Source organism: uncultured Ilumatobacter sp. (assembly GCF_963980585.1).
GTDB lineage: Bacteria > Actinomycetota > Acidimicrobiia > Acidimicrobiales > Ilumatobacteraceae > Ilumatobacter_A.
The window spans coordinates 1-25,947 of sequence record NZ_CAXCAM010000038.1; the positions used below are offsets into that span (position 1 = coordinate 1).

The window sequence follows — 25,947 nt, forward strand, 5'->3', positions numbered from 1 at the left end:
CGGGCTTGCAATGGGTCTGCGAGCAACTTGACGTCAGTGCCGCCGACGTCATTGCGTTCGGTGACGAGTGGAACGACATCACGATGCTCGAGTGGGCGGGCCGCGGCGTGGCCATGGCCAATGCAGATGCCCGGGTCCGCGCCGCAGCAAACGAAGTGGCACCGTCCAACATGGCCGACGGCGTCGCGGTCGTGCTCGAACGACTGCTCGGGTAACAGCTCAGTCGGGGCGGATGGGGTTCTTGTACGTGTCGAGGTAAGTGATCTTGGCGACGTCATCCCGCTTGGCCGGCTTGAAGTCGGTGCCCAGTGTGTAGGCGACCGGCAGGAGTCCTGCCTGCGTCATGTGATCGGGGATGCCGAGCAGTTCGGCGGCTTCGGCTTCCTTGCCGAGGTGCAGCGTGGTCAAGCAGCTGCCCAGTCCGCGGCTGCGGAGCGCGAGCTGGAAGCTCCACATCGCGGGCATGATCGAGCCCATCAGACCTGCCGCACTGTTGGCACTGTTGTCGGTCAAACGGCCGACGATCAGCGGAATCATCAACACGGGCACTTCACCGAGCTTTTGCGCAAGGAAGTTGGCCGAATCGATGACGCGTCCTTGCTGCGTACCGCTGTCAGCAGCATCGGCTGCGGCGGCGAGGTATTCGCCGCCGGCATCGCGGTAGAGCTTGGCGAGTGCTTCTTTCTTCTCGGCGTCGCGGATGATCATCCATCGCCACCCCTGCTGGTTCGAGCCGGTTGGCGCCTGAACTGCGAGCTGCAGGCATTCGAGCAACACATCGTCCGGCACCTCGCGGTCGAAGTCGAGGCGCTTGCGCACTGCGCGCGTCGTCGAAAGCAGTGCGTCAGTCTGGGCGAGATCGAAGTCCATGTGCCATGTTGCCCGATTCCATCGTTCCCAGCCGACTCCGCCGACTCCGTCGCCAGACCGCGAAGAACGAATGGGATTGTCAGTCGGCGTCGCTCGGCTCGTCGGTCTGCTTGGCGATCTCGGCGCGGACTTCGTCCATGTCGATCGCCTTGACCTGATCGATCAGGTCGTCGAGTGCGTGGCCCGGCAGTGCACCGGGTTGCGAGAAGAGCTGAATGCCATCGCGGAAAATCATCAGCGTCGGGATCGACCGGATCTCGAGCGCACCAGCGATCTCCTGTTGGGCTTCGGTGTCGATCTTGGCGAAGGTGATGTCCGGGTTCTTCTCCGACGCCGCTTCGTAGACCGGGCCGAATGCCTTGCACGGGCCGCACCACTCGGCCCAGAAATCGACCATGACGATGCCGTCGGCGGTGACTGTCTTTTCAAATGCGTCGCTGGTGAGGTCGATCGTTGCCATGAGGTACTCCTTGTTCGGGGGGCATTCGGATTGAACGCTTGCGCACCCGTACGTATTCCGTTGCGGACGCCACACCGTCCGCGTGGTGCGAGTGCACCGCGGTCGGGCATGCTGGAGGGGTGACGACTCCGCTTTCCATCCTGGACCTGGCGATCATCGGCGAGGGCGAGACCGCGTCGGATGCTTTTGCCGCGAGCGTGGCGCTCGCCCAGACAGCTGAGCGGCGCGGATATCAGCGGGTCTGGTACGCCGAGCACCACAACATGGCGTCGATTGCGTCATCGGCAACGAGCGTGCTGATCGCACATGTTGCAGCGCACACCACGACGATCCGCCTCGGCTCCGGCGGCGTGATGTTGCCGAACCACTCCCCGCTCACGATTGCCGAACAGTTCGGCACGCTCGCCACACTGCATCCGGGCCGCATTGACCTGGGCCTGGGTCGGGCGCCCGGCAGCGACCAGAACACAATGCGCGCCATGCGGACAGACCCGCGCTCGTCGGACCGCTTCCCCGACGATGTCCGCGAGCTGCAGGGTTACCTCGGCGAGACCTCGCAGGTGCCCGGCGTCGTCGCTGTTCCGGGTGCTGGCACCAACGTGCCGCTGTACATCCTCGGCTCGTCACTGTTCGGCGCCCGCCTTGCTGCCGCATTTGGCCTGCCGTACGCATTCGCCTCGCACTTCGCGCCTGCCCATCTCCTCGACGCGGTCGCGACCTATCGCAACGAGTTTCAGCCGTCGGATCAACTTGCCGAGCCGCACGTGATGGCAGGTGTCAACGTGATTGCTGCCGAGTCCGAGGACGATGCTGAGCGCCAACGCATCACGGTGTCGCGTCGCCGCATCGCCCGTTTCGTCACACCGCGTCGCGCCCTCACCGACGACGAAGCCGACGCGATGCTCGCTTCGCCTCAGGGCCAGCAAATCGCACAGATGATGCACTACACCGCGGCAGGTACACCGGCGATGGTGAAGGATTACCTCGACACGTTCGCCGACGCCGTCGGTGTCGACGAGTTGATGACCGTGCACCCGGCTCCCACCGTGACCGAACGTCTCCACTCCGTCGAGCTGCTCGCCGACGCGAACGACCCCGTCAGCGTCTCGCCGGGCACGAGCCTGCTGAGGACAGCAGCCACCTCATCTCCCGAGGAGCGTCTCCGTCTCTCCATGGCGCGGCCGTGAGCCGGTCAGGTTGGTGACGACGGCGAGGATTGGTCTTCGATCTTGTCGCGGACTGCCTCGAACAGGTTGCCGAAGACACAGTCCTCGCCGAGTTCGTCCAACACCCCATCGCGACTCAACAGACTGAGGACTTGCGGCTTGACACGGGCAAGTCGCAATTCTGCGCCATAGGTGTTGACCAGGTCGGTGATCTCGGCCAGCTTCGCCGAGCCTTGCGAGTCGATGAAGTCGACCCCCTCGAACGACAGCACCACGGTGTGATGGCGTGGGCCTGGAGTTTGTGCGAGCTCGCGGAGCCGGTCCTCGAGCGCATCGGCACTGGCGAAGAACAGACCTGCGTCAAAACGCACAATCAGGAGGCCCGGGTACGTCTCCCCGTCCGGGTAGCGCTCCAGACTGCGGAACACCTGGGTTCCTGCCTGCCGACCGAGCACCGGGATCTCCGGGGTGGCGTTGATGTAGACCAGCCACCCCAGCGAGAGCAGCACACCAATGATCACTCCAGCGAGCACACCGGCGGTCAACACCGCAGCGATGGCGGCGACAGCGATCCAGAAGTCGACCCGCGCCACACGTCGGAGCCGCTTCATCTCTTTCACATCCATCATCCCGAACACGACCGCATCGATGATCAGCGCGGCAAGCACCGGCGTGGGCAGCTCGGAGAAGAGTGGAGCGAGGACCAGCAGCGTGAGCACGATCAGCACGCCGGTCGTCAGCGACGCCAGCGGTGTCTTGGCACCGGACTCATCGTTGAGCGAACTCGCCGACAGGCTCGTCGACACAGGAACGCCCTGCAGTACACCCGATCCGATGTTGGCCATGCTTTGTGCCACCGACTCCTGATTGATGTCGATCCGGTATCCGTGCTTCGACGCGAAGGACCTGGCGTCGCCGGCGGTCTGAGAGAACCCGATCAGGAGGAGACCCAGCGCGGCCGGTCCGATCGTCGAGATGTTCGCGATCACGAAGTCCACGCTGGGAAGCTTCGGGGCGACGAAGCCGCGGGGAACCTCACCCACGAGTGCAATGTCGCGATCCTCGAAGTCAAGCGCAACCGAGGCAACCAACCCACCGGCGACGAGGACCAGCGCGCCAGGGATCTTGATCGGTGAGAATCGGATGCCGACGATCACGACGAGCGAGATGACGCCGACGAGCACGGTGCTGCCGTGGAGGTCATCGAGCCCGACGATCCAGTTGCCGAACTTCCGCCAGGCATTCGCGCCGTCGATGGACGTCCCGGTGATCTTCGGGAGCTCACCGATCACCACCTCAATCGCCGCGCCGAAGAGAAACCCGGTGATCACGGCTTTCGACAGCAGCAGTGAGATCCAGCCCATCTTGAAGATGGCGAGCAGCAGAAACAACAACCCGGTGACGAGGGTGATCGCGCTCACCAATTCGACAGCTTCGTCGCCCGACACGGACGCCAGCACGACGGCGCTTCCAGCCACGGCTGCCAACGCAGAACTCGGACCGGTCGAGATCTGCCTCGCCGTGCCGAAGAGCGCGTACAGAATCGTGCCCGCGGCTGCTGCGTACAAGCCGTGCTGGATCGGCACCCCGGCGATCCCGGCGTACCCGAGCGACTTGGGCACAACGAGCGCAGCCACCGCCAGGCCGGCAACGAGGTCGCCGCGCAGCCATGAGCGGTCGTAGTTCCGGCCCCAGTCAAGAATCGGAAGGAAGCGAGCCAACCCTCGCGGCGTGTCTGCTGGTGCTGCTGGTTCGTTCACGATCCGCTCCCTCTGGCTGACGTTCGATCCCCCCCCAGCCTGTCAGACCGGCGCCTTGCTGGCTTCAAGCAGGCCGTTGATGGCGACCGGCGCTGCCCCCACAACGACCTCGCGGGCGTCGCCTCTCAGCTCTGTTCGATGGCGGGCAGCACTTCGAAGAGGTCGCCGATCACCGCATAGTCGGCCTTGACCACCATGTTGGCGGCGGGGTCGGTGTTGATCGCAAGGATCTTCTTCGCTGCCTTCGCACCGACCCAGTGCTGGATCGCACCGCTGATCCCGCACGCGATGTACAACTGTGGCGCAATGCGTGTGCCGGTCTGGCCGACTTGGTCGCTGTGCGGCCGCCACCCGTTGTTGGTGACGGCGCGGCTGCAGCCGACAACACCGCCGAGCTTGGCAGCGAGCGCTTCGAGCACATCGAAACCTTCCGCCGAGCCAACACCCCGGCCGCCGCCGATCACGATCGGCGCCGTCGCCAACGACAGTCCCTCGGACAGCACCACGCGATCCTGAATCACCGATCGGCGCACCCACTCAGGCACCTCGACCGACAACTCGGACACCGTCGCAGTCGCGCCAGGCGACACCTCGTCTGCCTCAACAGCATGGGGTGCGACCGAGACCATCGGCATCGACGACGCCAGGCGAGCCTCCTCGTTCAGCGAACCACCCCACTGCACACGAGTCATCTCCCACTCGTCGGCGGTTTTCACCTCAAGGCAATTCGCCACGAACGGCATACCCAACTCTGCCGCCGCATGTGCCAGCACCTCGTTGCCACGGTCCGTGCCGCACGCCACAATTCCGCTCGGAGACAACTGACCGGCAGCAGCCAAAACGACAGCGCCGTACAACTCTGGGCCGTAGTCGTCCGCAGCGGGAACGAGATGACATGCGGTCGCGCCGTGCGCCGCGCACACGTCAGCAAGGTCCGCCGCGGTAGCCCCGATCAACAGCGCTTCGACGTGCTCACCCAGCTGATCAGCGATCGAGCGGGCGAACGCAAACGCTTCGAGCGACGCATCAGCCATCGCACCTCGGTCATGTTCGACGACAACGAGCACACTCATGACCACAACCCCAGTTCCTTCAGCAATTCAACAACAGCAGGGGCAGCGGCTGCACCCTCGCCGAGGATGATTGTCTCGGAGACCTGCTCTTCGGGCCGGTTGAGTCGAACCATCGTCTGCCCCCCAGGCGCCGCCTCGGAACCGGTCACGTCGACGGCAAGCTTCTTGGAAGCAAGTCGTCCACGCATCGTCGGATAGCGGGGCCACGTGATGCCTTCCTTCACGCCAATCGCACAGGGCAGGGGCAGGTGATACACCTCCATGCCCGAATCGATCTCGCGTTGGGCTTCGAGGACCGTGCCGTCCTCAGAGATCGACACGCCCTTGATCGCGTTGACCATCGGTCGATCGAGCGCCCGCGCCGTGCGGATGCCCACCTGAAACCCGCCGGTGTCCGCTGACTCATTACCAAAGATGATCACGTCGAAGGTGCCATCGGCTTCCTCGATCGAACGAATCGCCTCGATGAGCGCCGTCGCCGTCCGTTGCGGATCCCAGCCCATCGTTCCAACGTCGACGAGCGTCGCCTTGGTGATACCGATCGATGCCGCCCACCGACACTGTTCATCGGCCTCGGCAACGCCGAGCGTCAGGACGTGCGATTCACCGCCGTGTGCCTCAACCAATTGCACTGCCAACTCGAGAGCGCATTCTTCGTGCGGACTCATCGTGTGACCGAGGTTGGTCGCGTCGACAGCCTGGCCATCGTCGGTGATGTTGATCTTTGCGCCGGGCGCCGGCACCCGCTTCACACAGACAAGAACCCTCATGTCAGCCCTTGAGGCGTGAATCAGTCGGGTCGAACGGGCCGTCGGTACCCACGACGGTGACCGGGAAGAACTCGTTCATGTACATCGTCTGCAGCTTCGTGCCGGGCACGGCCATCTCGCGCGGGACGTAGCCCATCAGCACCATTTTCTCGACCGAGGGGCCGTAGCCCGCCGTGGTCACCCGGGACACACGCTGGTGGGAGTCCATGAGCGTGTTGCCGTCCAGGTCGCAGATCGGCTCGTTACCGCCTTGCATCCAACGGATGCGGCCCTGCGCGTCGGTCTGGTCGTCGACGGTCATCGTCACCATCAGGACTTCGGGGTCGCCCGCCTCGCGGGCGGCGAGGTAGGCGTCCTTGCCGATGAAGTCTGCCGACTTCACCTTTGGACGGGCGAGGCCGGCTTCGAGCGGGTTGTACTCGCTCTCGAGCTCGGCGCCTTGCAAGCGGTAGCCCTTCTCGATGCGACCCGACGTGCCGTACACGCCGCCGCCGGTGGCGCGGATGCCGAGGTCGGCTCCTGCTTCCATCAGCGCATCCCACAGCTTCGGGGCATCGTCCCACGCCACGTAGATCTCCCAGCCAGAGTCGCCGACATACGAAATGCGGAACAGTGTCGCGTCGATCTCGCCGTCGCCGACACGCAGTTGCACATTTCGGAGCGAGCCGTACGGCGAGCCGTCGAACGACAGGTCGGCATCGGTCAGCTTGGCGACGACGGCAGGAGCATTCGGGCCCCAGACCCCGAGGGTCGAAGTTTCGAGCGTGCGGTCAGTCACCGTGACCGAGCCGTCCTTCGGCATGTACTTCTTGATCCAGGCGAGGTCGCGGCCACCGTCGAAGACGCCGGTCACGACGTTGACGACGTCCTCGCTGATGCGGTGCATCGTGAGGTCGGAGTGGAAGCCACCGTCAGGCGTGAGCCACGGCGTGTAGGTCGAGCGACCGGGAGCTGAGATCTTGTTGACCGAGAGGTAGTCGGCGAACTCGACGGCGCCGGGTCCGGACAGCTCGAAGATCTGAAACGCTGACAGGTCGACAACGCCGCAGTTCTCACGCATGTTGAGGTGCTCGCCGACGGTGATCGGGCTCCACCAGCGATTGTCCCACTCGACTTCGCGCTCTTCGACGCCGTAGCGCTCGGCGAGGTCGGCATTGCTGCCGTACCACTGTGGGCGCTCCCAGGAACGCGCCTGGAAGAAGAACGCGTCGAGCGCTTCTTGGCGCGAGAACAGTGGGCTGACCTGGAGGTTTCGACGGTTCTCCCATTGCTCGGCGGGGTGCACGATGCCGTAGGTCTTGTTGAAGTGTTCTTCGGCCCGCGACCAGATGTGATCCTCGTTGCGCTCGTGGTCGTAGAACCGTGCGATGTCCGCGCCGTGCGCATCGATCACTCGGGGGTAGCCGTAGGTCATCCACTCGGCGACAACCTGCGCCATGCCTGGGCCTTCCTTCACCCAAACGGCGGCGGCCGACCACAGGTTGCGGACTTCGGTGGTCTCGCCGAGGCACGGCATCGCGTCAGGCGTGAGCGAGAGCAGACCGTTGATCGCGTACTTAATTTCGGCATCGCCGAGCATGTCCATCAACTCGATCGCTTCTTCCATCTGCTGGTCGAAGTCGTCGGGCGTGAACGGCATCTCGGTCGGGCTCAGCGCCGCTTCCTCGTTCGAGGGGATGTCGTCGGGGTGGTGCAGGATCGGACGGTGGGCATACGAGCCCACTTCCATCGAGCCCGAAGACTGCCGTTCGTAACAGAATGTGTCCATGTCGCGAACGATCGGGTAACTGATCTCGCTTTGTGTTTCGGCAAGCACGTCCATCGGGCCGACGTCGGCCATCTGGTGCACGGCGGGCACGAGCGGGATCGTTGCGCCGGCCATGTTCGCGATCCGGTTCGACCAGACACCGCACGCAACAACGACGTATTCAGCCTCGATCCGACCCTTGTCGGTGACGACGGCCGTGACCTTCTGGAGACCGGTGCCGGGCTCATCCTCAGTCTCGACGTCAAGCACTTCAGTGTTGGCGAACACCTTGAGCCCAGTCTTGTCGATGGCCTCGTTGCGGAACAGGGTGCCGGTGTCGAGCGAGTCGACGACACTGACTGTCGGGCAGTGGAAGCCGCCGAGGATCACATCGTCGTTGATGAACGGGACGAGCTCTTTGACCTGTGCTGGCGTCAGCAACTCGGCGTCGACGCCCCATGCTTTCGCAGACGTCATACGACGATCAAACTCGTCCATCCGCTCTTGCGTCCGGGCGACCTCGATGCCACCCGAGTCGACGCTGCGCTCGACATCGCGGTACTGGTTGGCGCTCTGCACACCGAGCAGCGCCATCTCCTTGTTGTGATCGACCGGGAAGATGAAGTTCGACGCGTGCCCTGTCGAACCACCCGGGTTTGGCAGCGGGCCCTTGTCGAGGAGCACCATGTCGGTCCAGCCGAGTCGAGCCAGGTGGCCGACCAAGCAGTTGCCGACGATGCCGGCGCCGATGACGACGACCTTGGCGGTGGTGGGGACAACTTGTTCGCTCATGACATGCTCTTTCCAAGGCGGAGGACGAGTTGGTGCCTGGCACCAAGTCGTCTCTTGACAGTGGTGATATATCAACAGAGTATGAGGGCCGTGTCAACTGCTCTGTCGACTGAGGAACCGCCACCGCTGTCGCTCGCCGAGCGCGCGTACGACGAGATCCGCCGGATGATCATCCGCCTCGAACTCGCACCCGGCGACGTCGTTCGTGAAGCGGACCTGCAAGTCGTGCTCGAAATGAGCCGAACGCCGATTCGCGAGGCACTCCAACGACTCGCTCGCGACCACTTCGTCACCGTGATTCCGCGGCGCGGCATGTTCGTCAGTGCGATCGACGTCGACGAACTCTCGATGCTCTACGAGACTCGCGCCGTCATGGAGCCCTACGCAGCCCGACTCGCCACCAAACGCGGCACCGCAGCCGACTGGGCCGAGATGGCTGACGTACTCGCCGAAACACGGCAACCCGGCAAGGCACCCGCCGAGCTCCTCCAACTCGACCGACGTTGCCACGAGATCATCTGGCGCGCATCGGGCAATCGCTTCCTCACCGCCAACCTCGATGTCTTGTATGCACAGAGCGATCGGCTCTGGCACATGTACCTCGCCGACGTCCACGACATGGCCCACGCTGTCGACGAACACGCCGAGATCCACGACGCCCTGCGCAGCGGCGATGCCGAGCAGGTCGCTGAGCTTGTCGAAGCCCACGTCAACAGCTTCGACGCACAAGTCCGTGCAGCAGTGACCGCCCGGCTGACATCGCCGCTGGGATGACGCCGTTGTCCAGTAGAACGATGCCGCGCATCGGGTGGCGGTCGTTGCGCACCCTGCGAGACTGACCCGATGACCGGACTCGAGTTCACCACCGATCACTGGTACCTCGACGACCTGCCTGGCGACCCTGACGAGCGCAATGTGCGTCGCCAGGTGAACGACGCTGCGTGGTCTCGGGTGACTCCAACGCCGACAGCGGATCCAACGCTCATCGCACACTCCCCTGAAGTTGCCACCGAACTCGGCATCAGCGAGAGCGTCGTGCGCAGCGAGCAGTTCGCGCGCGTGTTCTCCGGCAACGAGGTACCTGCCGACATGACGCCATTCGCCATGACCTACGGCGGGCACCAGTTCGGCAACTGGGCCGGACAGCTCGGCGATGGACGAGCCATCGCGCTCGGCGAGGTCGCCACACCCAGCGGCAGCCACCAGGTCCTCCAACTGAAGGGCGCCGGACCCACGCCGTACTCGCGTGGCGCCGACGGCCGCGCCGTGCTGCGCAGTTCGATTCGCGAGTTCCTGTGCAGCGAGGCAATGCACCACCTCGGCGTTCCGACGACGCGGGCACTCAGCCTCACACTCACTGGCGACGAAGTCGTGCGCGACATGCTCTACGACGGACATCCTGCACCGGAACACGGAGCCGTTGTCTGCCGCGTCGCACCCAGCTTTGTCCGATTCGGACACTTCGAGCTGCCGGCCTCCCGCGGCGAGGTCGACCTCCTCCGCCAGTTGGTCGAGCACACGGTCCACCGCCACTTCCCCCACCTCCTGGCGGGTGAAGCCGCCGACGGGCCTACGAATGGGACCGCCGGGATGGAACCCGTCACCGACGAAGTGATCACGGCATGGTTCCGCGAGATCATGGAGCGCACGGCGGATCTGATGGTCGACTGGATGCGCGTCGGCTTCGTGCACGGCGTGATGAATACCGACAATCTCTCGATCCTCGGGCTCACCATCGACTACGGCCCCTACGGCTGGCTCGAAGACTTCGACCCCGGCTGGACACCAAACACCACCGACGCCGGCGGCAAGCGCTACCGCTACGGCAACCAACCCAATATTGGGCAGTGGAATCTCAGCCGACTCGGCGGCGCGCTCTCGTCGCTCGTCGACGACGTTGCCCCGCTCCAATCCGTGGTCGACGACTATCCCGCCTGTTTCAGCAACGCCTGGGACACCGCACTGGCCGCAAAACTCGGACTCACGGACGGAGCGCTCGACGTCGACGCACGCCGCGAGCTCGCGAACGAACTCCTCGAGATCTTGCCGCTCGTCGAGACCGACATGACCATCTTCTTCCGCACGCTCGGCGACATCGACGTCACAGAAATCGATACTGCGGTCACCGACGGCGAGCTCATGCAGCCGCTGCACGGCGCCTACTACACGGTCACTGACCTCAGCGGCGAGGTCCTGGCACGAACGGCCGACTGGTTCCGTCGCTACGTCACGATCAGCGCAACGGCCAACCAATCTCCAGACGAACGCCGCGCCGCGATGCACGCCGTCAACCCGAAGTACGTCCTGCGCAACTACCTCGCTCAGCTGGCAATCGACAAAGCTGACGCCGGGTCGTACGACATGATCGACGAACTCCTCGACCTGTTGCGTCATCCGTACGACGATCAGCCAGGCCGTGCCGAGTACGCCACGCTGCGCCCCGATTGGGCCCGCGAGCGCGTCGGTTGTTCGATGCTGTCCTGCTCATCCTGACAAGCAGCCATGACGTCCGGCGTGCCGCCGACGATTTCAGACCGTGTGTCACACTTTGCGCATGACCGACCACGGGAACGACGGCGAGCCGGATCTCTGGGCCAACACGGGGAACCTCCCCCCGGTTCCTCCCGTGCCACCCACGAACCCAGGCTCAGAACGCCCGGCGTGGCTCATTCCTGGCGCGATTGCACTGGGCATCGGAGCGCTTGCCGCCCTCGCGATCTTTCTGATCATCAAGAGTGGTGATGACGACACGATTTCGACTGACGCGTCAACGACCACGACGACCGCCCCCGGAACGACCTTGGCTCCTGAGACCACGGTTGCCAGCGAGACCACGATTGCACCTGAGACGACCGTGACTCCGCCGACCACGATTGCCAGCGAGACCACCATCGCGCCGGAGACAACCGTGACTCCTGAGACGACGGCCCCTCCGACCTCGGCCGCGCCCACCACTGCACCACCCACAGGCACCGCGCCTGCCGCGCCCGGCACGGCGCTGGTCGCTGGAACTGTGTACGACATTGTTCACGCCTGCACCACAAGTCCAGTTCCCGGGTACCAGGTCACGAGCTACGTCGCCGTCGCCGATTTCGGCCCACTGGTCATCGAACAGGGGATCGACGAAGGCAACGCGTTCGGTCTGTACTCCGAGGCAGGCATCCCGATCGACACCGGCGAGTACACCGACTTGGGTGATGACGGGTTCGCGATGTTGGCATTTGAAGGTGGCGGCTCCTTCGAAGTCGCTGCCAACCCCAGCGGCATCTCTCCTGTCGAGTGCGCGAGCCTTGGCACTGTTCGCCTGAGCGATCCGGCAGCGCCGCAGTTCGGCTACACCCATGGCATCGTCGATCTGTGTTCGACCAACGCCCCGTTCCGGGCCCTTGGCTACCTCAGCGAGGGCGGCACCATCGGCATCGTCGACAACGGTGACGGCACCGCGCAGGTCACCTTCGACTCAGCCAACCTGTTCTCCGCAACCGACCCCGCAGCCGCCATCACCGCTGGCGAGCGCCTGCAGATCGACGGCGAGGTGACCGGCTCGACAATCGAAGGCGACACCACACAGACAATCAGCATCGACCTCGACGACACCACACAGCGCAGCTGCTCGGACAGCGAGAACCCATAGTCTCGGGCCTCCGCTGCGCCAACGAGCTCACACCCTGACGGGCTCGCCGTCATCCGCCGAATCAGGAGCGACCGGCTCGAGCGGCCCTGCCAACGTCTCGGTCAGCCACTCGATACGTTCACGCATGAGATCAATCCCCGGCGACGGCGGCACGTTCTCCACACCCGACATCGGCCGACCGAAGACCATCTGCTGCGGGCTCCCTGGGTCGTACTCCGGCCACGGCTCGCGTCCGGGCGAATCCGGTATTCCCGCCGCGGCGAATGCGAACCAACGGTCACCCATGTCGCGGACCGTGAGATGTGCATCGTCAGCGACCGGAACCATCGGAAACTTGGTGTCGAACACGTAGAAGATTTCCGCAGCGTGAAACGCTCCGGCAGTCTGCTTCTTCGACGGTGGCGTCGCGGTGAAGTAGTAGCGGAAGACCGGATGCCCACCCGCCGCATGTTGCCGCGCTGCATGATCGACGTGGACACCGAACATGTGGTCACCACCGTGCTTGGCGACAGCGGCACTGTCGATCGTCGCCAGCCCTGGGTACGCCGACATCAATCGATCGACGAGCCCGGCCGTTGGATACGACCGGACAAACGCATCGCGAGCTTCTCCGATCGGCATGGGCTCAACTGAACCCTGCGTGACGTCACGGTAGAACTCTCCACCGGCCGGGTGCATGAGGTCTGCGAACAGTGTTGCCTCGTCGCTGTTGTAGCCGATCATCAAGGGCACCGATGCCTGCTGCTGCGCGCTGAACGCCGACATCGGCGTTGTCGGCAAGATCACGCCGTCGACGACCGGGTAGAAGTGACGTCCGAGCAACGGGAGCTGCTGATAGTGCGTCGTCAATTGTTCAGGTGACATCTCGCGCAGGCGGGCAAGCTGACCAGCAGGAGAGCCCACAACCTCGTTCGCGAACTCGACGCCCGCGTCTTCGGCAGCCGAGAAGTCGAGCGCTGGCCGACGCAGGTGCAACCAGCGGCCGCTGTCACTCGGGCTCTGCGCAATCGCGCGATGGAACAGACCACGAGCGCGCGGTGCGGTCATCAAGTTGAGCGCTGCCTCACCGCCAGCCGACTCGCCGAAGATGGTGACGTTGTCGGGATCGCCGCCGAACACGGCAATGTTGTCGCGCACCCACTCGAGCGCTGCGATCTGGTCGAGGAGGCCGTAGTTGCCCGACACGCCATCGGCCGACTCTGCTGCCAGTTCTGGATGGGCGAGGAAACCAAACATGCCAAGCCGATAGTTGATCGTCACGAGCACAGCGCCGCGCTCAGCAAGGACGTTGCTGTCGTAGAGCGGCTCCGTGCCACTGCCATCGGTGTGGTCGCCGCCATGGATCCAGACCATCACCGGAAGCTTGCGGCCGAGCCGATCGGCATGGGCTGGCATCCGCACGTTCAACTGGAGACAGTCTTCGCTCTGCTTCACCTTGGCGAGCTTGAGCGCGGCTTGCAGCGAGCGCTTCCGAGCCGCGCCGAGGCCAAGCCCCTCGACCAACCTGTTGAAGAACAGCTCGAAACCAGCGGCGCGCTGATATGCGTAGGGACCAAATTTGGTGCAATCCCGGGTACCGCTCCACGGCTCAACCGGCGCCGGTGGCTTCCAACGCAACGCTCCGACTGGCGGTGCAGCAAAGGGCACACCGCGGAAGTTCGCGAGCCGGCCCGACGAATCAAGCTTGCCCTTGATCTTGCCGGACGAAATGGTGGCAGTGACAGTTTTCGAAGCCATACCGCAGTCTCGCGTGTCGGCAGGCCGGCGGGCTGCTCAAGCGCGGTACGGGAAAGAGGTGCAGCACGCGGCTCTGGACACGACCCCATCTGTTCTATATAGTGGAACCGTTCCACCATGCGGAATCCAGTGGTGGTCGGAATCAACGGAAACCTCGGTTGAGCTGGGCCTTAACCCATGATCGCGCGGTGCACACTTGCCGAGCAGAACGGACAGACACCATGGGATTTCCCTCTGACCTTGAGATCGCGAGCAAAGCGCAGCTCAAACCGTTAGCAGACATTGCCGGGGCATCCGGCATTCCGCTCGAATGCCTCGAGCCCTACGGGTCCGGCGCCGCGAAGATCGGGCTCGACGCGATCGCGAAGATGGCGGATCGACCCAAGGCCAAGTACGTCGTGGTTTCGGCGATCACCCCGACCCCACTCGGCGAAGGCAAGACCACCACGACGGTCGGCCTCGGGATGGGATTCAGCCACATCGGCAAACAGGGCGTCATCGCCGTGCGCCAGCCATCGATGGGTCCGACGTTCGGCATTAAGGGAGGCGCAGCCGGCGGCGGTTACAGCCAGGTCGTTCCGATGGAACTGCTCAACCTGCACCTCACCGGTGACATGCACGCCGTCACCGCTGCCCACAACATGTGCTCGGCCGCACTCGACGCCCACCTGTACCACGGCAACGAGTCAGGCCTTGACATGCACAACATCACCTGGCGGCGCGTCATCGACGTCAACGACCGTTCGCTTCGCAACGCGGTGATCGGCCTTGGCGGACGCCTCGACGGCGTGCCCCGCGAAACCGGATTCGACATCACCGCGGCCTCTGAGGTCATGGCCACACTGGCGCTCTGCACATCGCTGCAGGATCTGCGCGAACGCCTCGGCCGTATCGTCGTCGGCTACACCAAGTCCGGTACTCCGGTCACCGCCGAAGAATTGAAGGTGGCCGGCTCGATGGCAGTCATCTTGATGGAGGCCATCAAGCCCAACTTGATGCAGACCTTGGAGAACACTCCGGCGCTCGTCCACACCGGCCCGTTCGGCAATATCGCCACCGGCAACAGCTCGATCGTTGCCGACCGCATCGGGATCCACATGGGTGACTACCTCATCACCGAGGCCGGTTTCGGCGCCGACATGGGCGCCGAACGCTTCTTCAACATCAAGTGCCGAGCCTCCGGACTCGCTCCCGACGCCGCCGTACTGGTCGCAACGGTGCGGGGCCTCAAGGCACACTCCGGCAACCACAAGATCGTCGCCGGCAAGCCGTTGCCCGAAGATCTCCTCAAAGAGAACCCGGACGAAGTCCACCAGGGCGGCGACAACCTCCGCAAGCAACTCGAGAACATGCGTATCCACGGCTGCACTCCCGTCGTGGCCATCAACGTGTTCCCTGGCGATCACGATGGTGACATCAACGCGATCAAGGAAATCGCCGAGGAGTTCAACGCTCGCGCTGCGGTCTCCATGCACTTCACCGAAGGCGGCGCGGGGGCAACCGAACTCGCCCATGCTGTGGCTGAGGCAGCCGAAGAGGAGAGCAATTTCCAGGTGCTCTACCCAGACGAAATGAGCCTGCGCGACAAGATCACCACCGTGGCCACCAAGGTCTACGGGGCAGACGGCGCCGAATTTTCGCCACAGGCCAACAAGCAGATCGACAACTACGAAGCAAACGGGTTCGGCAACCTCCCGGTGTGCATCGCCAAGTCGCACCTATCGCTGAGCCACGACGCGAGCCTCAAAGGAGCCCCCACCGGCTGGACATTGCCGGTCCGCGAAGTCCGGGCGTCGGTCGGCGCCGGGTTTGTCTACCCGATCTGCGGTGACATGCGCACCATGCCGGGCCTCGGCAAGACACCTGCACTGCAACACATCGACATCGACGCCGACGGCAACATCGTCGGACTCAGCTGAACAATCATCGCACGAGGGTCAGACCTCCAGTGTGACCAATCAACCAAGGAACGGGGGCCACCAATGTCTGCCGACGCAAAGATGCTGCACACCGAGAAGCCGACACGGGGCCGGCGATTGATCGGGCGCGGGCTGCTGCAGCCGGGTCCGTCGCACCTGCGATCGATGATCCGCGACGCCAAGGTCGAACTCATCCCCATGAAAAGTCTCGAACGTGCCATCACCGAACTCGCTCCGCACTCGAGCATTTCGATGACCTGCTCACCCGCAAAGTCGATCGAGGCCACCTTGGACGAAACGGCTGCGCTCGTCGCCGCCGGTCACCGCGTCACACCACACCTCTCTGCCCGGATGGTCCAGACCCCCGAGCATCTCGTCGCCATTCGTGATCGTTTGGTCGAGATCGGTATCCGTGAGGTCTTCGTCGTCGGTGGCGACGCCGATCCGCCGGGCTGTTTCTTCGATGCCATCGAGTTCATCGAGGCCTTTCTTGCACTCGATGACGCCGACGGTCCCGAACATCGCCAAGTCGACCACATCGGGTACACCTCGTACCCCGACAGCCATCCGCTCATCACGTCGGAGCAACTCCACGACGCGTTGCATGTCAAGCAGCAGATGATTCTCGACTCCGGCCGCACCGCCCACGTCAGCACGCAGATGTGTTTCTCCGCGGACCAGATTCGCACCTGGCTGCGCGGCGAACGCGCCGCTGGCCTGACCGTTCCGGTGCACCTCGGCGTGCCGGGCGTGATCGACAAGACCAAGCTGATGACCATGGGTGTTCGCCTCGGTGTCGGCACGTCGCTCCGCTACCTCTCAAAGAACCGCAAGGCACTCGGCAAGATGATGACCCAACGAGCGTTCGAGCCGGACCAATTGCTCAAGCCGCTCGCTGGCCAGTTCACCGATCTCGGCATTGAGGGCATCCATCTCTACACGTTCAACCAGGTCGCCGCTACCGAAGCCTGGCGCACCAAGACCCTCGCCTGAACACAACTCCGGCGCAGTTGCCGGACCGCGCGGCCATGGCTGCGTCAGCCGGGCTTCTTGCGGCGGAGCGCCGCGCGAGAAGCTTTGAGGGGCCGCGCTGTGAGGCGGATGGCCAGCTCGGTCGACCGGGCGGGAAGCGCCACGAACTTGCCCTGGCGCTCCATCGGGAGGGCATCTGCCGACACGATCCGGTAGCCGACATAGGCAACGATGACGCCGTGGGTGACCGCCAGTGCCCAAAAGAATGCTGTCGGCCCCGTCGAGCCCATGAACGAAGATGCGATCACGGGTCCGATCACCGCGCCGGCGCCGTTGACGCGCAGGAGTGAACTACTTGCACCAATCGCCTTGCCGGGCGCAGACCAGTCGAGCGTGTACGTGAGCAGGAGCGAGTAGAGCGGAAATGTCATCCCGCCAAGCAGGAACATCCCGACCAGTATCAACGGGCTGCCGGACGGCAGCACAGCCATCACCCCGCAGACAGCGACAGCGCCGAGCGCGACGACAAAGATCACGCCACGTCGTGGCAGACGATCCGAGATCAGACCGATCGGCCATTGCATCAACAACGAGCCCACGGTCGGCAGGACGAGAAACGCCGCGAGACGGCCGGGGCTGAAGCCCACTCCGGCCGCATACACGGCACCCAAACTAAACAGCACGCCGATGGACATACCGGTGAACAGCATGCCGACGAGGCCAGTCGGCACCGTACGGTAGAGCTCGCTCAGCCCGAGAGGTTCAGCTTCGCGAACCGGGGGCGCTTCCGTGGTCGCTGCCAACGTGACGGGCACGATCGCGAGCGACACGAGCACTGAAGCCAAGATGAAGAGTGTGTAGCCCGCGGTGTCGACGAACGCGATGATCAGCTGACCGATCGCGAGTCCACCCATCGAGACGACCATGTAGACCGCGAGGGTCCGCCCGCGCGTCGTTGGTGTCGAAGCATCGTTCAGCCACGACTCGAGCACGATGAACAGTCCGGCCATGCAGAAGCCGAACACCAACCGCATCAGCGCCCATGTGATCGGCACGACGGAAATCGAGTGGATCAACACCGCTCCTGACGCCAGCGATGCCAGCCCTGCGAACACACGAATGTGACCAACCGTCGAGAGCAGACGCGAGATGATCGTTGGACCGATCAGGAAGCCTGCGAAGTAGCAGGACATCACGTAGCCGCTGGTCCGCACACCGAAGCCCTCGTCGACCACGCGTACGCCGAGCACCGCCAGGTTGAGGCCGTTGCCGACCATCAACATGCCGAAACCCAAGAAGAGCGCCCACAGCGCCATGCCCCCGCGGACCGCCGGCTGAGGAGCAAGCACCTCCTCGTCGCCGGAGAGCGCTGGGTCAGGGACGTGTTTGTCGGTATCTGAGTTCACTGCGCATCCTCAACGTGTTCGATCACTTCGGCCGCGGAGTTCGTCGAGGCGTCGCCGGTCGCGTTTGGTCGGGCGACCTGCACCTCGATCGCGCTCGAACACCGGCGGCGCAAGCGAGCGTTCCGGCGGCGGCGGGCTGTGGTCGTCGAAACACTCGGTAGCGACGGCCGCACCGACGCGTTTGCTGATCAGCTTCGTCACCACGACCACGCGTTCAAGCTGGTGAACTCGCGTCTCGATCCGGTCGCCCACGACGAGCTTCGCGGCTGGCTTGACCGTCTTGCCGTTCACTTTCACATGACCCGAACGGCACAGCTCTGCGGCGTCGGCGCGTGTCTTGGTGATTCGAACTGACCACAACCACTGGTCGACGCGGGGCGTCGCGTTGCCGTGCTGCTGCGGGCGGTCTTCGACGGTCACGACCCGAACAGTATCCAGCGTCGACCAAGCAGCATCACGCCACCATTCTCGCGCTTCGTCACGCCCCCCCATCACCTTCCATCGCCTCGCATCACCTCCGATCAGCGGAAAGATCGTCCCCCTGATTCGCCAAGCTACCTACTGGTCGGTAGGCTGGCTTTTGTGAACGAGCAGGAAATCCTCCACGCCATCACTCCCGACGTCGAGCGGCTGCTCGAACGGCACCTCGAGACCACCAAAGAATGGTTTCCGCACGAGTACGTGCCATACAGCCGCGGGCGCGACCACATGGAAGGTCACGTCTGGAGTCCCGAAGACGCGGACCTCGCCGGCGCCGAACTGACCCCCGAGGTACGCAGCGCTCTGCTGGTCAACCTTCTCACTGAAGACAACCTGCCGTACTACTTCCGCTCCGTCGAGCGAATGTTCGGCAAAGACGGCGCCTGGGGCACCTGGGCTCGCCGCTGGACCGCCGAAGAAGGTCGCCACTCGATGGCGATCTACGGCTACCTCATGGTCACCCGTGCGATCGACCCCGTCGAGCTCGAACGGTCGCGCATGGTGCAGGTCAGCAAAGGCGAAACGCCCGACCCTGAGACCACGCACGAAGGATTCATCTACCTTGCGCTTCAGGAACTGGCGACACGCATCTCACATCGCAACACCGGAGCCCAGATCGGCGACTCTGTCGGCTACGAAGTGATGAAGCGGGTCGGCAGCGACGAGAATCTGCACCAACTCTTCTACCGCGATCTCGCTGCGGCGGCCATTGCGGCCGACCCGAACACGATGATGATCGCCATGGAGAAGCAGGTCCGCCACTTCTCCATGCCCGGCACCGGGATCCCTGAATTCGAGCGTCATGCGAAGGCGATTGCCAAGGCCGGCATCTACGACCTGCAGATCCACCACGACCAGATCCTCGCTCCGGTCGTTCTGCGTCAGTGGGACGCGGCAAATATCGGCGGTCTGTCCGGCGAAGGCGCTGCGGCTCAAGAGAAGCTGATGAAGCGGATGGCAACCAGCGCCCGCGTTGCCAAGCGCTACGCAGAGAAGCGTGCAGCGGAGATGCAACCCGCCTGAACGAAGCGCTCGACCGAGTTCGAGCGCAGCCCGGTCAGAGCGTCGACGCGGCGACCAGCAGCGCTGTCGCAGCTGCGGCGGCAAGCACGAGTCCCGCTTCGATAGTGACCGTGCGCCGCGTCGTGGCAATCACCACCTGATTGGTCGGTTCTGCTGTCAGCTCCGGCAGGACACGGAAATGGTTGTAGGCGCCGAGCAGTGCGGCTGCAGCAACCAATGCCAGCTTGAGGATCATCAGGCGACCCCAGTCGGTCCCGGCGTATCCGAACACATCGTTGTCGATGAACAACGCCATCACAACGCCCGCGACTCCGGTGAGGGCGAGCGCGGCCATCGCAAGCACCGAGAATCGCACCACCATCTCGAGAGCGAACGAGTTGACGCCGTCGTGGTGTCGGCGCCACAGCACGACCGCCAGGGCGACCAGGCCACCGGCCCACGCTGCTGCTCCGGCCACGTGCACGACACTTGTCAGCGCGTGCAGCACGCGCGGTCCACGGCTCACGGTGTGACCGTCGAAGGCAAAGGAGATCACGATCAGGGCGGCACCCGTCAGACCGACGTTGTCGAGACCGGATGGCCGCCACCGCGCCTCAGCCGATTGCGGTCGCCCAGCAGCGACATCGGCGCCTGGTTGGTCGACAACAGCCGCCGAGAGCGAACGGGTCCGGGGAGCCGACGACACGCCGGTGATCGCGGCGAAGCCGATCACGAGCAGGCCGCCGCCGAGCAGACGTGCCAGTGCGGCGCGTCCGGCGCCATCACCGACCACCTCACCGAATCCGCCCAGCAGCGACGACAATCCGACGAGCTCGAGTGCTGCGCCGAAGAGCACGGCGATGCCCAACCAGCGGACAGCCCGGATGAGCGTGCCGAGTTCCTCCCGACGGCCGGCGAACGCGAACGCGGCGAAGACCAGCATGCCGATTGCAGCCACAGCCGCGGGATACATCAACAGTCGTCCGATGCGGGCAACACTTTCGCCGTCATCAGCAGCAGCGGCGTCGCCAAGTACGGGTGCGATTGGCGCGGAGTCAGACGAGTCGAGCTCCGTGACAGCGCCCGCTGAGGCGTCGTCGATCGAGGCGGTTGGCGCAGTGGTCACCAGTGATGGGGTTGCGGCGACTGCTGTGGTCTCCGGCACGGTCTCGGGTGGTGCAGTCGCCGGTGGTGCAGTCGCCGGAGGCGTGGTGCCAGATTCCGGCACGGTCGTCGTCGGCGCAACAGCAACCGTGACGTTGAACGCGAACGTGCCGTCGACGAAGTGTGTGTCGTCCGAGCGAACCCGCCATGCCAGAGCGTACGAACCGGCAACCAGCGGCGGGTCGAACGTGGCAACGACGTCGTTGCCGGTCTGCACGACAGAGACAGGGAGAATCGTGGTGCCGGCATCATCGGCCACGGCGACGCTGTCGGGTTCGGCAATCGGCGTACCCGTGAACGAGAGTGAAATCGTGTCAAGCGGTCCAGACACCGTCTCACCGTCAGCAGGCGATGACGTGCTGAGCCCCGTGTGTGCAAAGGCAGTCGACGCCACGAGGGCGACAACCAGGACCATCAGCGCGAAGAGGACCATCTTTCGCTTGAAGTCCGAGTGGCGCGACTGCACCGCAACAGTCTGCCACCGTCAAGGGTCCGGGGCGACGCGGTGCTCAGTAACTGTTCGGGAGGGCGAACAAGGGCGCGTCGGTCATGGCTCGACTGCGTTCGCGAATGATTGGCACGAATCGTTGGCGGGAATCGTTGGCGGGAATCGCTGGCGCGAATCGTTGGCGGGAACCGTTGGTGGCAGGAACCGTTGGTGGCGAATGACGTGCCAGCGGCCAAGCTGGAGTCAATGGCACGACTCTTTCTCGCCGTGTGGCCACCGGATCATGTGGTCGAAATGTTGGGCGGCCTCCCCCGCAAGGACCAACGCGGCGTTCGGTTTGTCCCTCCGGAGAGTTGGCATGCGACGCTTCGGTTTCTCGGCGACGCCAACCCCGACGAAGTTGCCGACGCGCTGCGATCCGCATCGTTGCCCGCCGCCACAGCGACTGTTGGCCCCGCGATCGACATGCTCGGCACCCACTCGCTGATTGCACCGATCGCCGGTCTCGACGAGCTGGCCGCGGCGATCGTCAACGCCACCGACGGCCTGGGCACGCTCGCGCCGCGACCCACCTACAACGGCCACATCACTGTTGCTCGCGTGAAGCGCGGCGCAATCGTCCGCAAGGTGGTGGGCATGCTGTGTGCATCGTCGTTCAAGGTCATCGAGGTGGCGTTGGTCGAGAGCCGGCTGCACCCCACCGGGTCGACCTATTCGACCCTTGCGTCCTGGCCAGTTGCGCGTGCAGCGGAGTAGCCGTCAGGTTTCCCCAGTCCGCATGCCACCCGTCTACTGACGGTGGATTTCCCGTGGCGGTCGACGCCGTACGCAATGCTGGGGAGATGAGCGACGCTCCTCCCCCCGGCATCGAACCCCTCCCGGGCCGGGTCACCTCTCCTCGCCTCACGTTGCGCCGGTGGCACCATGACGAGGCCGCGGCACTTTCTGCTGGTGTGGCCGCAAGCCTCGAACACCTTCGGCCCTGGATGCCATGGGCCAGGTTCGAGCCGCTCACGCTCACCGAACGAGTCCGACTCATCGAGGGCTGGACTCGCGACTGGGAGGAGGGCGGCGATGTCGTGTTCGGCGTCTTTCTCGACGGCGAGATGATCGGTGGCGCTGGACTGCACCGGCGCAGCGGGCCGGGCACCCTCGACATCGGCTACTGGATTCACGTCGACCACGTCCGGCATGGCTACGCCACGGAGTTGACAGCGGCGCTGACCACCACAGCGTTCGGGATCGATGACATCCAGGTCGTCCACGTCCAAACCGATGAGGCAAACGAGGCAAGCGCGTCTGTTCCGGCCAAGCTCGGCTTTCGTCGATCTGCAACCAGCACGCGCGTGCCCGAAGCTCCGGCCGAGTCCGGCCACCTCATCGACTGGACGATGACACCCGACGTGTGGGCTGCACGCGCTGCACCTCTGACCGACTGAGGTGCACGACGTCGCGCGACCGCCAGGTTGGCGCAGTCAGGCTGGCAGCGTCACGACCAGGTGGTGCCGAAGGTGTTCCGGTAGGCGAGTTGGGCGGGCGGTTGCCGCGTGATTGGGCCGTGGCCCTTGCCCACCGGGTAGCCGATCGGGACCAAAGCCGCAGTCGCCCAACCGTCCGGGATGCCGAGCAGCGTCTTCACCTCGTCCTCGCGGAGACAGTGCAACGTCGTCAACGTGCATCCGAGCCCTTCCGCGACACAGGCCAACATGGCGTTCTGCACCGCCGGGTAGATCGATCCGCCACCGACGACGCTGACGCGATCGAGCTTGGCGTCGGTGATCGCCATCATCTTGGGGTTGGCGCAGAACACGAGGATGGCCGGCGCCTCGTGCAAGTGATCGGCCAGGTAGTCGCCTGCCGCGGCGACGCGCTCCCACGGTGCGAGCTGCTCGGGCGGCAGCCCTTCCATCATCTTCATGAACCCGCCGACGTACTTCGCCCACTCGGGCGCGTAGATGTCGGCAAGACCCTGCTTCACGTCCGGGTCGGTCGCCACGATGACGCGCCACGGCTGAGTGTTGCCGCCGGTCGGCGCCCAACACGCGGCCTGCAGCACACGCTCGAGCACGTCGTCGGGAATCGGATCGGGCCGCAACTTGCGCACCGCACGCAGCGTGCTCATTGCGTCGTAGAGACCGGGCTGTGCAGGTGCGTCGCTCACACGACCAGCGTGCCACAGCGAACCCGCATGATCGTCAGCCGCAGCGAGTCCTACCCGTCGGCACGGGTCACCTGACCACCAATCCGAACGAGGTCGGCGCTCGGTGAAACTAGGTTGCAGGGATGCTCCGAACGGTCGATCCCGCGATTCCTGCGGGAACGATGTCGTCGGTTCCTCAGCCCACGATCGTGGTCGACGACGAGCTGATCGCCCGCCCATTTCACTTCGGTGATGTCGACCGAGTGATCGAGGCATTCGCCGACCCGGACATCCGGCACTGGCACGCCCGACGGATCGACACGGTCACCGATGCACGCGTGTGGATCGGGTATGGCCACATGATGTGGCTCCGCGAACAGTCCGCGAACTTCGCGATCGTCGATGCGGACGACCGCCTGCTCGGCCGTGTCGGCTTGCATACCGATCTTCCTGGTGGCACCGCCGAAATCGCGTACTGGGTCCTGCCCGATGCGCGCCGTTGCCGGGTCGCCATGCGGGCGGGTCGAGCGTTGACTCGGTGGGGCCATGACCAGGTCGGCCTGAGCCGCATCGTGCTCGAACACTCGACACACAATGCCGCATCGTGCGCGGTGGCCCGATCAATCGGATACGAACTCGAAGCAACCTTGCACTCCGTACAGCTCCTCGACGATGGGCGCCACGACGTCCACATCCACGCCCACCTCCATCCAGGCCGATATCCACGCTGATATCCGCGCTTCACGAAGACGTCCAGCCGCATCCACTCCGAACTCTGTGACACCCGATCGGTACCGTTGTCAGTACCGACTCCCCCGGTTTCGTCCACTCGAGATCGGAGAATGCAATGCCCAGCCCACCCACCGAGGATGCCTTCCGGGCCGCCTCGACGGCGAACGTCGCGACGATGAGTCGCGATGAGCTCGCTGAACACCTTGTCCACCTCCGCATCGTGCGCTCGTGGTCCGACGCTGCCGAGATCACCGCGAATCGAAGGGCCCGCGAACTCGCTGCGGCAGGCGCTGCGGGCTCGGCAGAAGCGGCCCATGTTCGGGCGGGCCAACGGTCCGAACGCGAAGCCCGCGCTGTCACGGACCGCGCCGATGTGTGCGCACAGATGCCGGGCTTCGAGTCCGCCCTCGCTGCAGGCAGCGTGTCAGCCGGTCACCTCGACGCCATCGCTCGCGCTACAGCCAAGCTCGACGACACCGGTCGCGCACGGCTGGCAGCTTCGGCGGACAACTACCTCGATCAAGCCACGCGGTCGAACGTCGACGCCTTCGAACGTGCCATGCGCAAGGAGGCTGCGGCGATCAATGCCGCCACTGCTGGCGACACCGCCGCCGAGGAATTGGTCTCACAACGGCGTCGGTCAAACGTCAAACGCTGGATCGACAAGGTCACCGGCATGCATCACACGTTGCTCGAACTCGACCCTTTGCGCGATGCCGAGATCTGGACGGCGATCGATGCGCAACTCGCCACCGACCGAGCGGCCGACGGCAACGCCAACACCGCCTGGTCCGAACTCCGCGTTCAATCGGTGGTCAACGCGATCAATTCGTCGGGCAGTCCCGAGCGACGGCCCGAGGTCAACGTGCTGGTGAGCTTCGAACGACTCGTCGACCAGGCGTCGGTCCGAGGTGTCTGCGAGACCATCGACGGCATCGCATTGCCCGTCTCGACGGTGCGTCGGCTCTGCTGCGATGCCGACGTGTTCCCGACTGTCCTCGGCGCCGATGGCGAGGCGCTGGACGTCGGGCGAACACGGCGAACTGCGACGCGGTCACAGCGCCGCGCGTTGGCCGCGATGCATCGATCATGTGTCCACCCCGACTGCTCGATCGGCTTCGACGCCTGCCGGATCCACCACGTCCGGTTCTGGACCGAGCACCACGGCCCTTCAGATCTCGACAATCTGATTCCTTTGTGCGAACGCCATCATCATGCGGTCCACGACGGCGGCTGGGGGCTGACGATGACACCGGATCGAGTCGCCACGTGGACTCGCCCCGACGGGGAAAAGCACCATTCGGGCACCACCATTGACCGCACCGACGGGAAGGGCTCACGCACGCCACAGCTTGCCTGACGAACGTCGGAGCCAGCGTGACCGGAAGCCACCCGGCCAGACGCTCGGCGACGCCGCCCGGACGCTTCCCGACAACAAAGGTCGAACCTGTCCCCCGTAGATCCGCGGTGCGGACAGATCGGAAGGTCTCGTTCAGCGCGAACCGCACGGCATGCAGAGCGCGAGATCAACGCTCGGTGACCAACACCTGATGGATCAACCGACGGGGACTCCCGCCGGGCGGTCTCCCCTGCGCCGGCTGCGCTCCAGCCGGTCCACACCATCCGGGGCACTCACACATTCACGCACTCACGCACTCACGCACTCACGCACTCA

23 protein-coding genes are annotated in these 25,947 nt (G+C 64.6%); 12 read left to right on the forward strand and 11 right to left on the reverse strand.

Annotation, left to right across the window (positions count from 1 at the left end):
* The coding region (locus tag ACH2DW_RS11745) for an HAD family hydrolase (protein ID WP_394929938.1) at positions 1–215 on the forward strand (215 nt) is incomplete at its 5' end.
* 4 nt (positions 216–219) lie between these two features.
* Here ACH2DW_RS11745 and ACH2DW_RS11750 read toward each other — a convergent pair.
* Both ACH2DW_RS11750 and trxA read right to left on the reverse strand, forming a co-directional pair.
* Positions 220–870 carry a nitroreductase family protein gene (locus tag ACH2DW_RS11750; RefSeq protein ID WP_394929939.1) on the reverse strand — a complete coding sequence of 217 codons (651 nt, stop codon included), beginning with the start codon at positions 868–870 and terminating at the stop codon, positions 220–222.
* 79 nt (positions 871–949) lie between these two features.
* Positions 950–1,330 (reverse strand): thioredoxin, encoded by a 381-nt coding sequence (gene trxA / locus ACH2DW_RS11755; RefSeq protein WP_394929940.1) that lies wholly within the window; start codon positions 1,328–1,330, stop codon positions 950–952.
* A gap of 119 nt (positions 1,331–1,449) precedes the next feature.
* On the opposite strand from trxA, the gene ACH2DW_RS11760 reads away from it, so the two are divergent.
* The gene (locus tag ACH2DW_RS11760; RefSeq protein WP_394929941.1) at positions 1,450–2,517 is read left to right on the forward strand and encodes an LLM class flavin-dependent oxidoreductase; all 1,068 of its coding nucleotides are present in this window, start codon (positions 1,450–1,452) and stop codon (positions 2,515–2,517) included.
* A gap of 5 nt (positions 2,518–2,522) precedes the next feature.
* Here ACH2DW_RS11760 and ACH2DW_RS11765 read toward each other — a convergent pair whose 3' ends face one another.
* From ACH2DW_RS11765 to ACH2DW_RS11780, 4 genes are all read right to left on the reverse strand, one after another.
* The gene (locus ACH2DW_RS11765) at positions 2,523–4,256 is read right to left on the reverse strand and encodes a SulP family inorganic anion transporter (RefSeq protein WP_394929942.1); all 1,734 of its coding nucleotides are present in this window, start codon (positions 4,254–4,256) and stop codon (positions 2,523–2,525) included.
* A gap of 125 nt (positions 4,257–4,381) precedes the next feature.
* Complete coding sequence (locus tag ACH2DW_RS11770) at positions 4,382–5,329, reverse strand: electron transfer flavoprotein subunit alpha/FixB family protein (protein WP_394929943.1); 948 nt, start codon at positions 5,327–5,329, stop codon at positions 4,382–4,384.
* Positions 5,326–6,099 (reverse strand): electron transfer flavoprotein subunit beta/FixA family protein, encoded by a 774-nt coding sequence (locus tag ACH2DW_RS11775; protein WP_394929944.1) that lies wholly within the window; start codon positions 6,097–6,099, stop codon positions 5,326–5,328. The genes ACH2DW_RS11770 and ACH2DW_RS11775 overlap by 4 nt, the downstream gene beginning before the upstream one ends.
* Position 6,100: 1 nt before the next feature.
* Complete coding sequence (locus ACH2DW_RS11780) at positions 6,101–8,638, reverse strand: FAD-dependent oxidoreductase (protein ID WP_394929945.1); 2,538 nt, start codon at positions 8,636–8,638, stop codon at positions 6,101–6,103.
* 90 nt (positions 8,639–8,728) lie between these two features.
* On the opposite strand from ACH2DW_RS11780, the gene ACH2DW_RS11785 reads away from it, so the two are divergent.
* The 3 genes from ACH2DW_RS11785 to ACH2DW_RS11795 all read left to right on the forward strand — a co-directional run bounded on the left by ACH2DW_RS11785 (position 8,729) and on the right by ACH2DW_RS11795 (position 12,272).
* Positions 8,729–9,412, forward strand: coding sequence for a GntR family transcriptional regulator (locus ACH2DW_RS11785; RefSeq protein WP_394929946.1), 684 nt, complete (start codon positions 8,729–8,731; stop codon positions 9,410–9,412).
* 69 nt (positions 9,413–9,481) lie between these two features.
* Positions 9,482–11,131, forward strand: a complete 1,650-nt coding sequence (locus tag ACH2DW_RS11790; RefSeq protein ID WP_394929947.1) for a YdiU family protein — start codon at positions 9,482–9,484, stop codon at positions 11,129–11,131.
* A 61-nt stretch (positions 11,132–11,192) separates the two neighbouring features.
* Positions 11,193–12,272, forward strand: coding sequence for a hypothetical protein (locus ACH2DW_RS11795; RefSeq protein ID WP_394929948.1), 1,080 nt, complete (start codon positions 11,193–11,195; stop codon positions 12,270–12,272).
* Positions 12,273–12,299: 27 nt separating this feature from the next.
* On the opposite strand, the gene ACH2DW_RS11800 is transcribed toward ACH2DW_RS11795, so the two are convergent.
* The gene (locus ACH2DW_RS11800) at positions 12,300–14,009 is read right to left on the reverse strand and encodes a carboxylesterase/lipase family protein (protein ID WP_394929949.1); all 1,710 of its coding nucleotides are present in this window, start codon (positions 14,007–14,009) and stop codon (positions 12,300–12,302) included.
* A 221-nt stretch (positions 14,010–14,230) separates the two neighbouring features.
* Between ACH2DW_RS11800 and ACH2DW_RS11805 the strand changes: the two genes are divergently transcribed.
* Entirely contained in the window at positions 14,231–15,928 is a 1,698-nt protein-coding gene (locus ACH2DW_RS11805) for a formate--tetrahydrofolate ligase (protein ID WP_394929950.1), read from the forward strand.
* Positions 15,929–15,991: 63 nt separating this feature from the next.
* A complete protein-coding gene (locus ACH2DW_RS11810; protein ID WP_394929951.1) occupies positions 15,992–16,921 on the forward strand; it encodes a methylenetetrahydrofolate reductase in 930 nt (309 codons plus the stop codon).
* Positions 16,922–16,965: 44 nt separating this feature from the next.
* On the opposite strand, the gene ACH2DW_RS11815 is transcribed toward ACH2DW_RS11810, so the two are convergent.
* Together ACH2DW_RS11815 and ACH2DW_RS11820 are read right to left on the reverse strand one after the other, a co-directional pair.
* On the reverse strand, positions 16,966–18,306 hold the full coding sequence (locus ACH2DW_RS11815; protein ID WP_394929952.1) for an MFS transporter: 1,341 nt from the start codon (positions 18,304–18,306) through the stop codon (positions 16,966–16,968).
* Positions 18,307–18,315: 9 nt separating this feature from the next.
* Positions 18,316–18,726, reverse strand: a complete 411-nt coding sequence (locus tag ACH2DW_RS11820) for an RNA-binding S4 domain-containing protein (protein WP_394929953.1) — start codon at positions 18,724–18,726, stop codon at positions 18,316–18,318.
* Between the two features lie 162 nt (positions 18,727–18,888).
* Between ACH2DW_RS11820 and ACH2DW_RS11825 the strand changes: the two genes are divergently transcribed.
* Positions 18,889–19,809 (forward strand): acyl-ACP desaturase, encoded by a 921-nt coding sequence (locus ACH2DW_RS11825; protein WP_394929954.1) that lies wholly within the window; start codon positions 18,889–18,891, stop codon positions 19,807–19,809.
* A gap of 34 nt (positions 19,810–19,843) precedes the next feature.
* Here ACH2DW_RS11825 and ACH2DW_RS11830 read toward each other — a convergent pair whose 3' ends face one another.
* Positions 19,844–21,418, reverse strand: coding sequence for a copper resistance protein CopC (locus ACH2DW_RS11830; protein ID WP_394929955.1), 1,575 nt, complete (start codon positions 21,416–21,418; stop codon positions 19,844–19,846).
* Positions 21,419–21,646: 228 nt separating this feature from the next.
* On the opposite strand from ACH2DW_RS11830, the gene thpR reads away from it, so the two are divergent.
* Entirely contained in the window at positions 21,647–22,156 is a 510-nt protein-coding gene (thpR, locus tag ACH2DW_RS11835) for an RNA 2',3'-cyclic phosphodiesterase (RefSeq protein WP_394929956.1), read from the forward strand.
* An 86-nt stretch (positions 22,157–22,242) separates the two neighbouring features.
* Complete coding sequence (locus tag ACH2DW_RS11840) at positions 22,243–22,839, forward strand: GNAT family N-acetyltransferase (RefSeq protein ID WP_394929957.1); 597 nt, start codon at positions 22,243–22,245, stop codon at positions 22,837–22,839.
* A gap of 50 nt (positions 22,840–22,889) precedes the next feature.
* Here the strand turns inward: ACH2DW_RS11840 and ACH2DW_RS11845 are convergent, their stop codons facing one another.
* Positions 22,890–23,561: a nitroreductase family protein gene (locus ACH2DW_RS11845; RefSeq protein WP_394929958.1), complete on the reverse strand. Its 672-nt coding sequence runs from the start codon at positions 23,559–23,561 to the stop codon at positions 22,890–22,892.
* A 122-nt stretch (positions 23,562–23,683) separates the two neighbouring features.
* Here ACH2DW_RS11845 and ACH2DW_RS11850 point away from each other — a divergent pair, with 122 nt between their 5' ends.
* Positions 23,684–24,271 carry a GNAT family N-acetyltransferase gene (locus ACH2DW_RS11850; protein ID WP_394929959.1) on the forward strand — a complete coding sequence of 196 codons (588 nt, stop codon included), beginning with the start codon at positions 23,684–23,686 and terminating at the stop codon, positions 24,269–24,271.
* A gap of 116 nt (positions 24,272–24,387) precedes the next feature.
* Entirely contained in the window at positions 24,388–25,632 is a 1,245-nt protein-coding gene (locus ACH2DW_RS11855; RefSeq protein WP_394929960.1) for an HNH endonuclease signature motif containing protein, read from the forward strand.
* Positions 25,633–25,947: the final 315 nt, after the last annotated feature.

Bases quoted from the DNA above. Each gene is read 5' to 3' on its own strand.
- ACH2DW_RS11780 (WP_394929945.1), bottom strand. From the start codon at position 8,638: ATGAGCGAACAAGTTGTCCCCACCACCGCCAAGGTCGTCGTCATCGGC.
- trxA (WP_394929940.1), bottom strand. From the start codon at position 1,330: ATGGCAACGATCGACCTCACCAGCGACGCATTTGAAAAGACAGTCACC.
- ACH2DW_RS11750 (WP_394929939.1), bottom strand. From the start codon at position 870: ATGGACTTCGATCTCGCCCAGACTGACGCACTGCTTTCGACGACGCGC.
- thpR (WP_394929956.1), top strand. From the start codon at position 21,647: ATGGCACGACTCTTTCTCGCCGTGTGGCCACCGGATCATGTGGTCGAA.
- ACH2DW_RS11795 (WP_394929948.1), top strand. From the start codon at position 11,193: ATGACCGACCACGGGAACGACGGCGAGCCGGATCTCTGGGCCAACACG.
- ACH2DW_RS11790 (WP_394929947.1), top strand. From the start codon at position 9,482: ATGACCGGACTCGAGTTCACCACCGATCACTGGTACCTCGACGACCTG.
- ACH2DW_RS11800 (WP_394929949.1), bottom strand. From the start codon at position 14,009: ATGGCTTCGAAAACTGTCACTGCCACCATTTCGTCCGGCAAGATCAAG.
- ACH2DW_RS11775 (WP_394929944.1), bottom strand. From the start codon at position 6,099: ATGAGGGTTCTTGTCTGTGTGAAGCGGGTGCCGGCGCCCGGCGCAAAG.
- ACH2DW_RS11855 (WP_394929960.1), top strand. From the start codon at position 24,388: ATGCCCAGCCCACCCACCGAGGATGCCTTCCGGGCCGCCTCGACGGCG.
- ACH2DW_RS11810 (WP_394929951.1), top strand. From the start codon at position 15,992: ATGTCTGCCGACGCAAAGATGCTGCACACCGAGAAGCCGACACGGGGC.
- ACH2DW_RS11805 (WP_394929950.1), top strand. From the start codon at position 14,231: ATGGGATTTCCCTCTGACCTTGAGATCGCGAGCAAAGCGCAGCTCAAA.
- ACH2DW_RS11850 (WP_394929959.1), top strand. From the start codon at position 23,684: ATGCTCCGAACGGTCGATCCCGCGATTCCTGCGGGAACGATGTCGTCG.
- ACH2DW_RS11840 (WP_394929957.1), top strand. From the start codon at position 22,243: ATGAGCGACGCTCCTCCCCCCGGCATCGAACCCCTCCCGGGCCGGGTC.
- ACH2DW_RS11770 (WP_394929943.1), bottom strand. From the start codon at position 5,329: ATGAGTGTGCTCGTTGTCGTCGAACATGACCGAGGTGCGATGGCTGAT.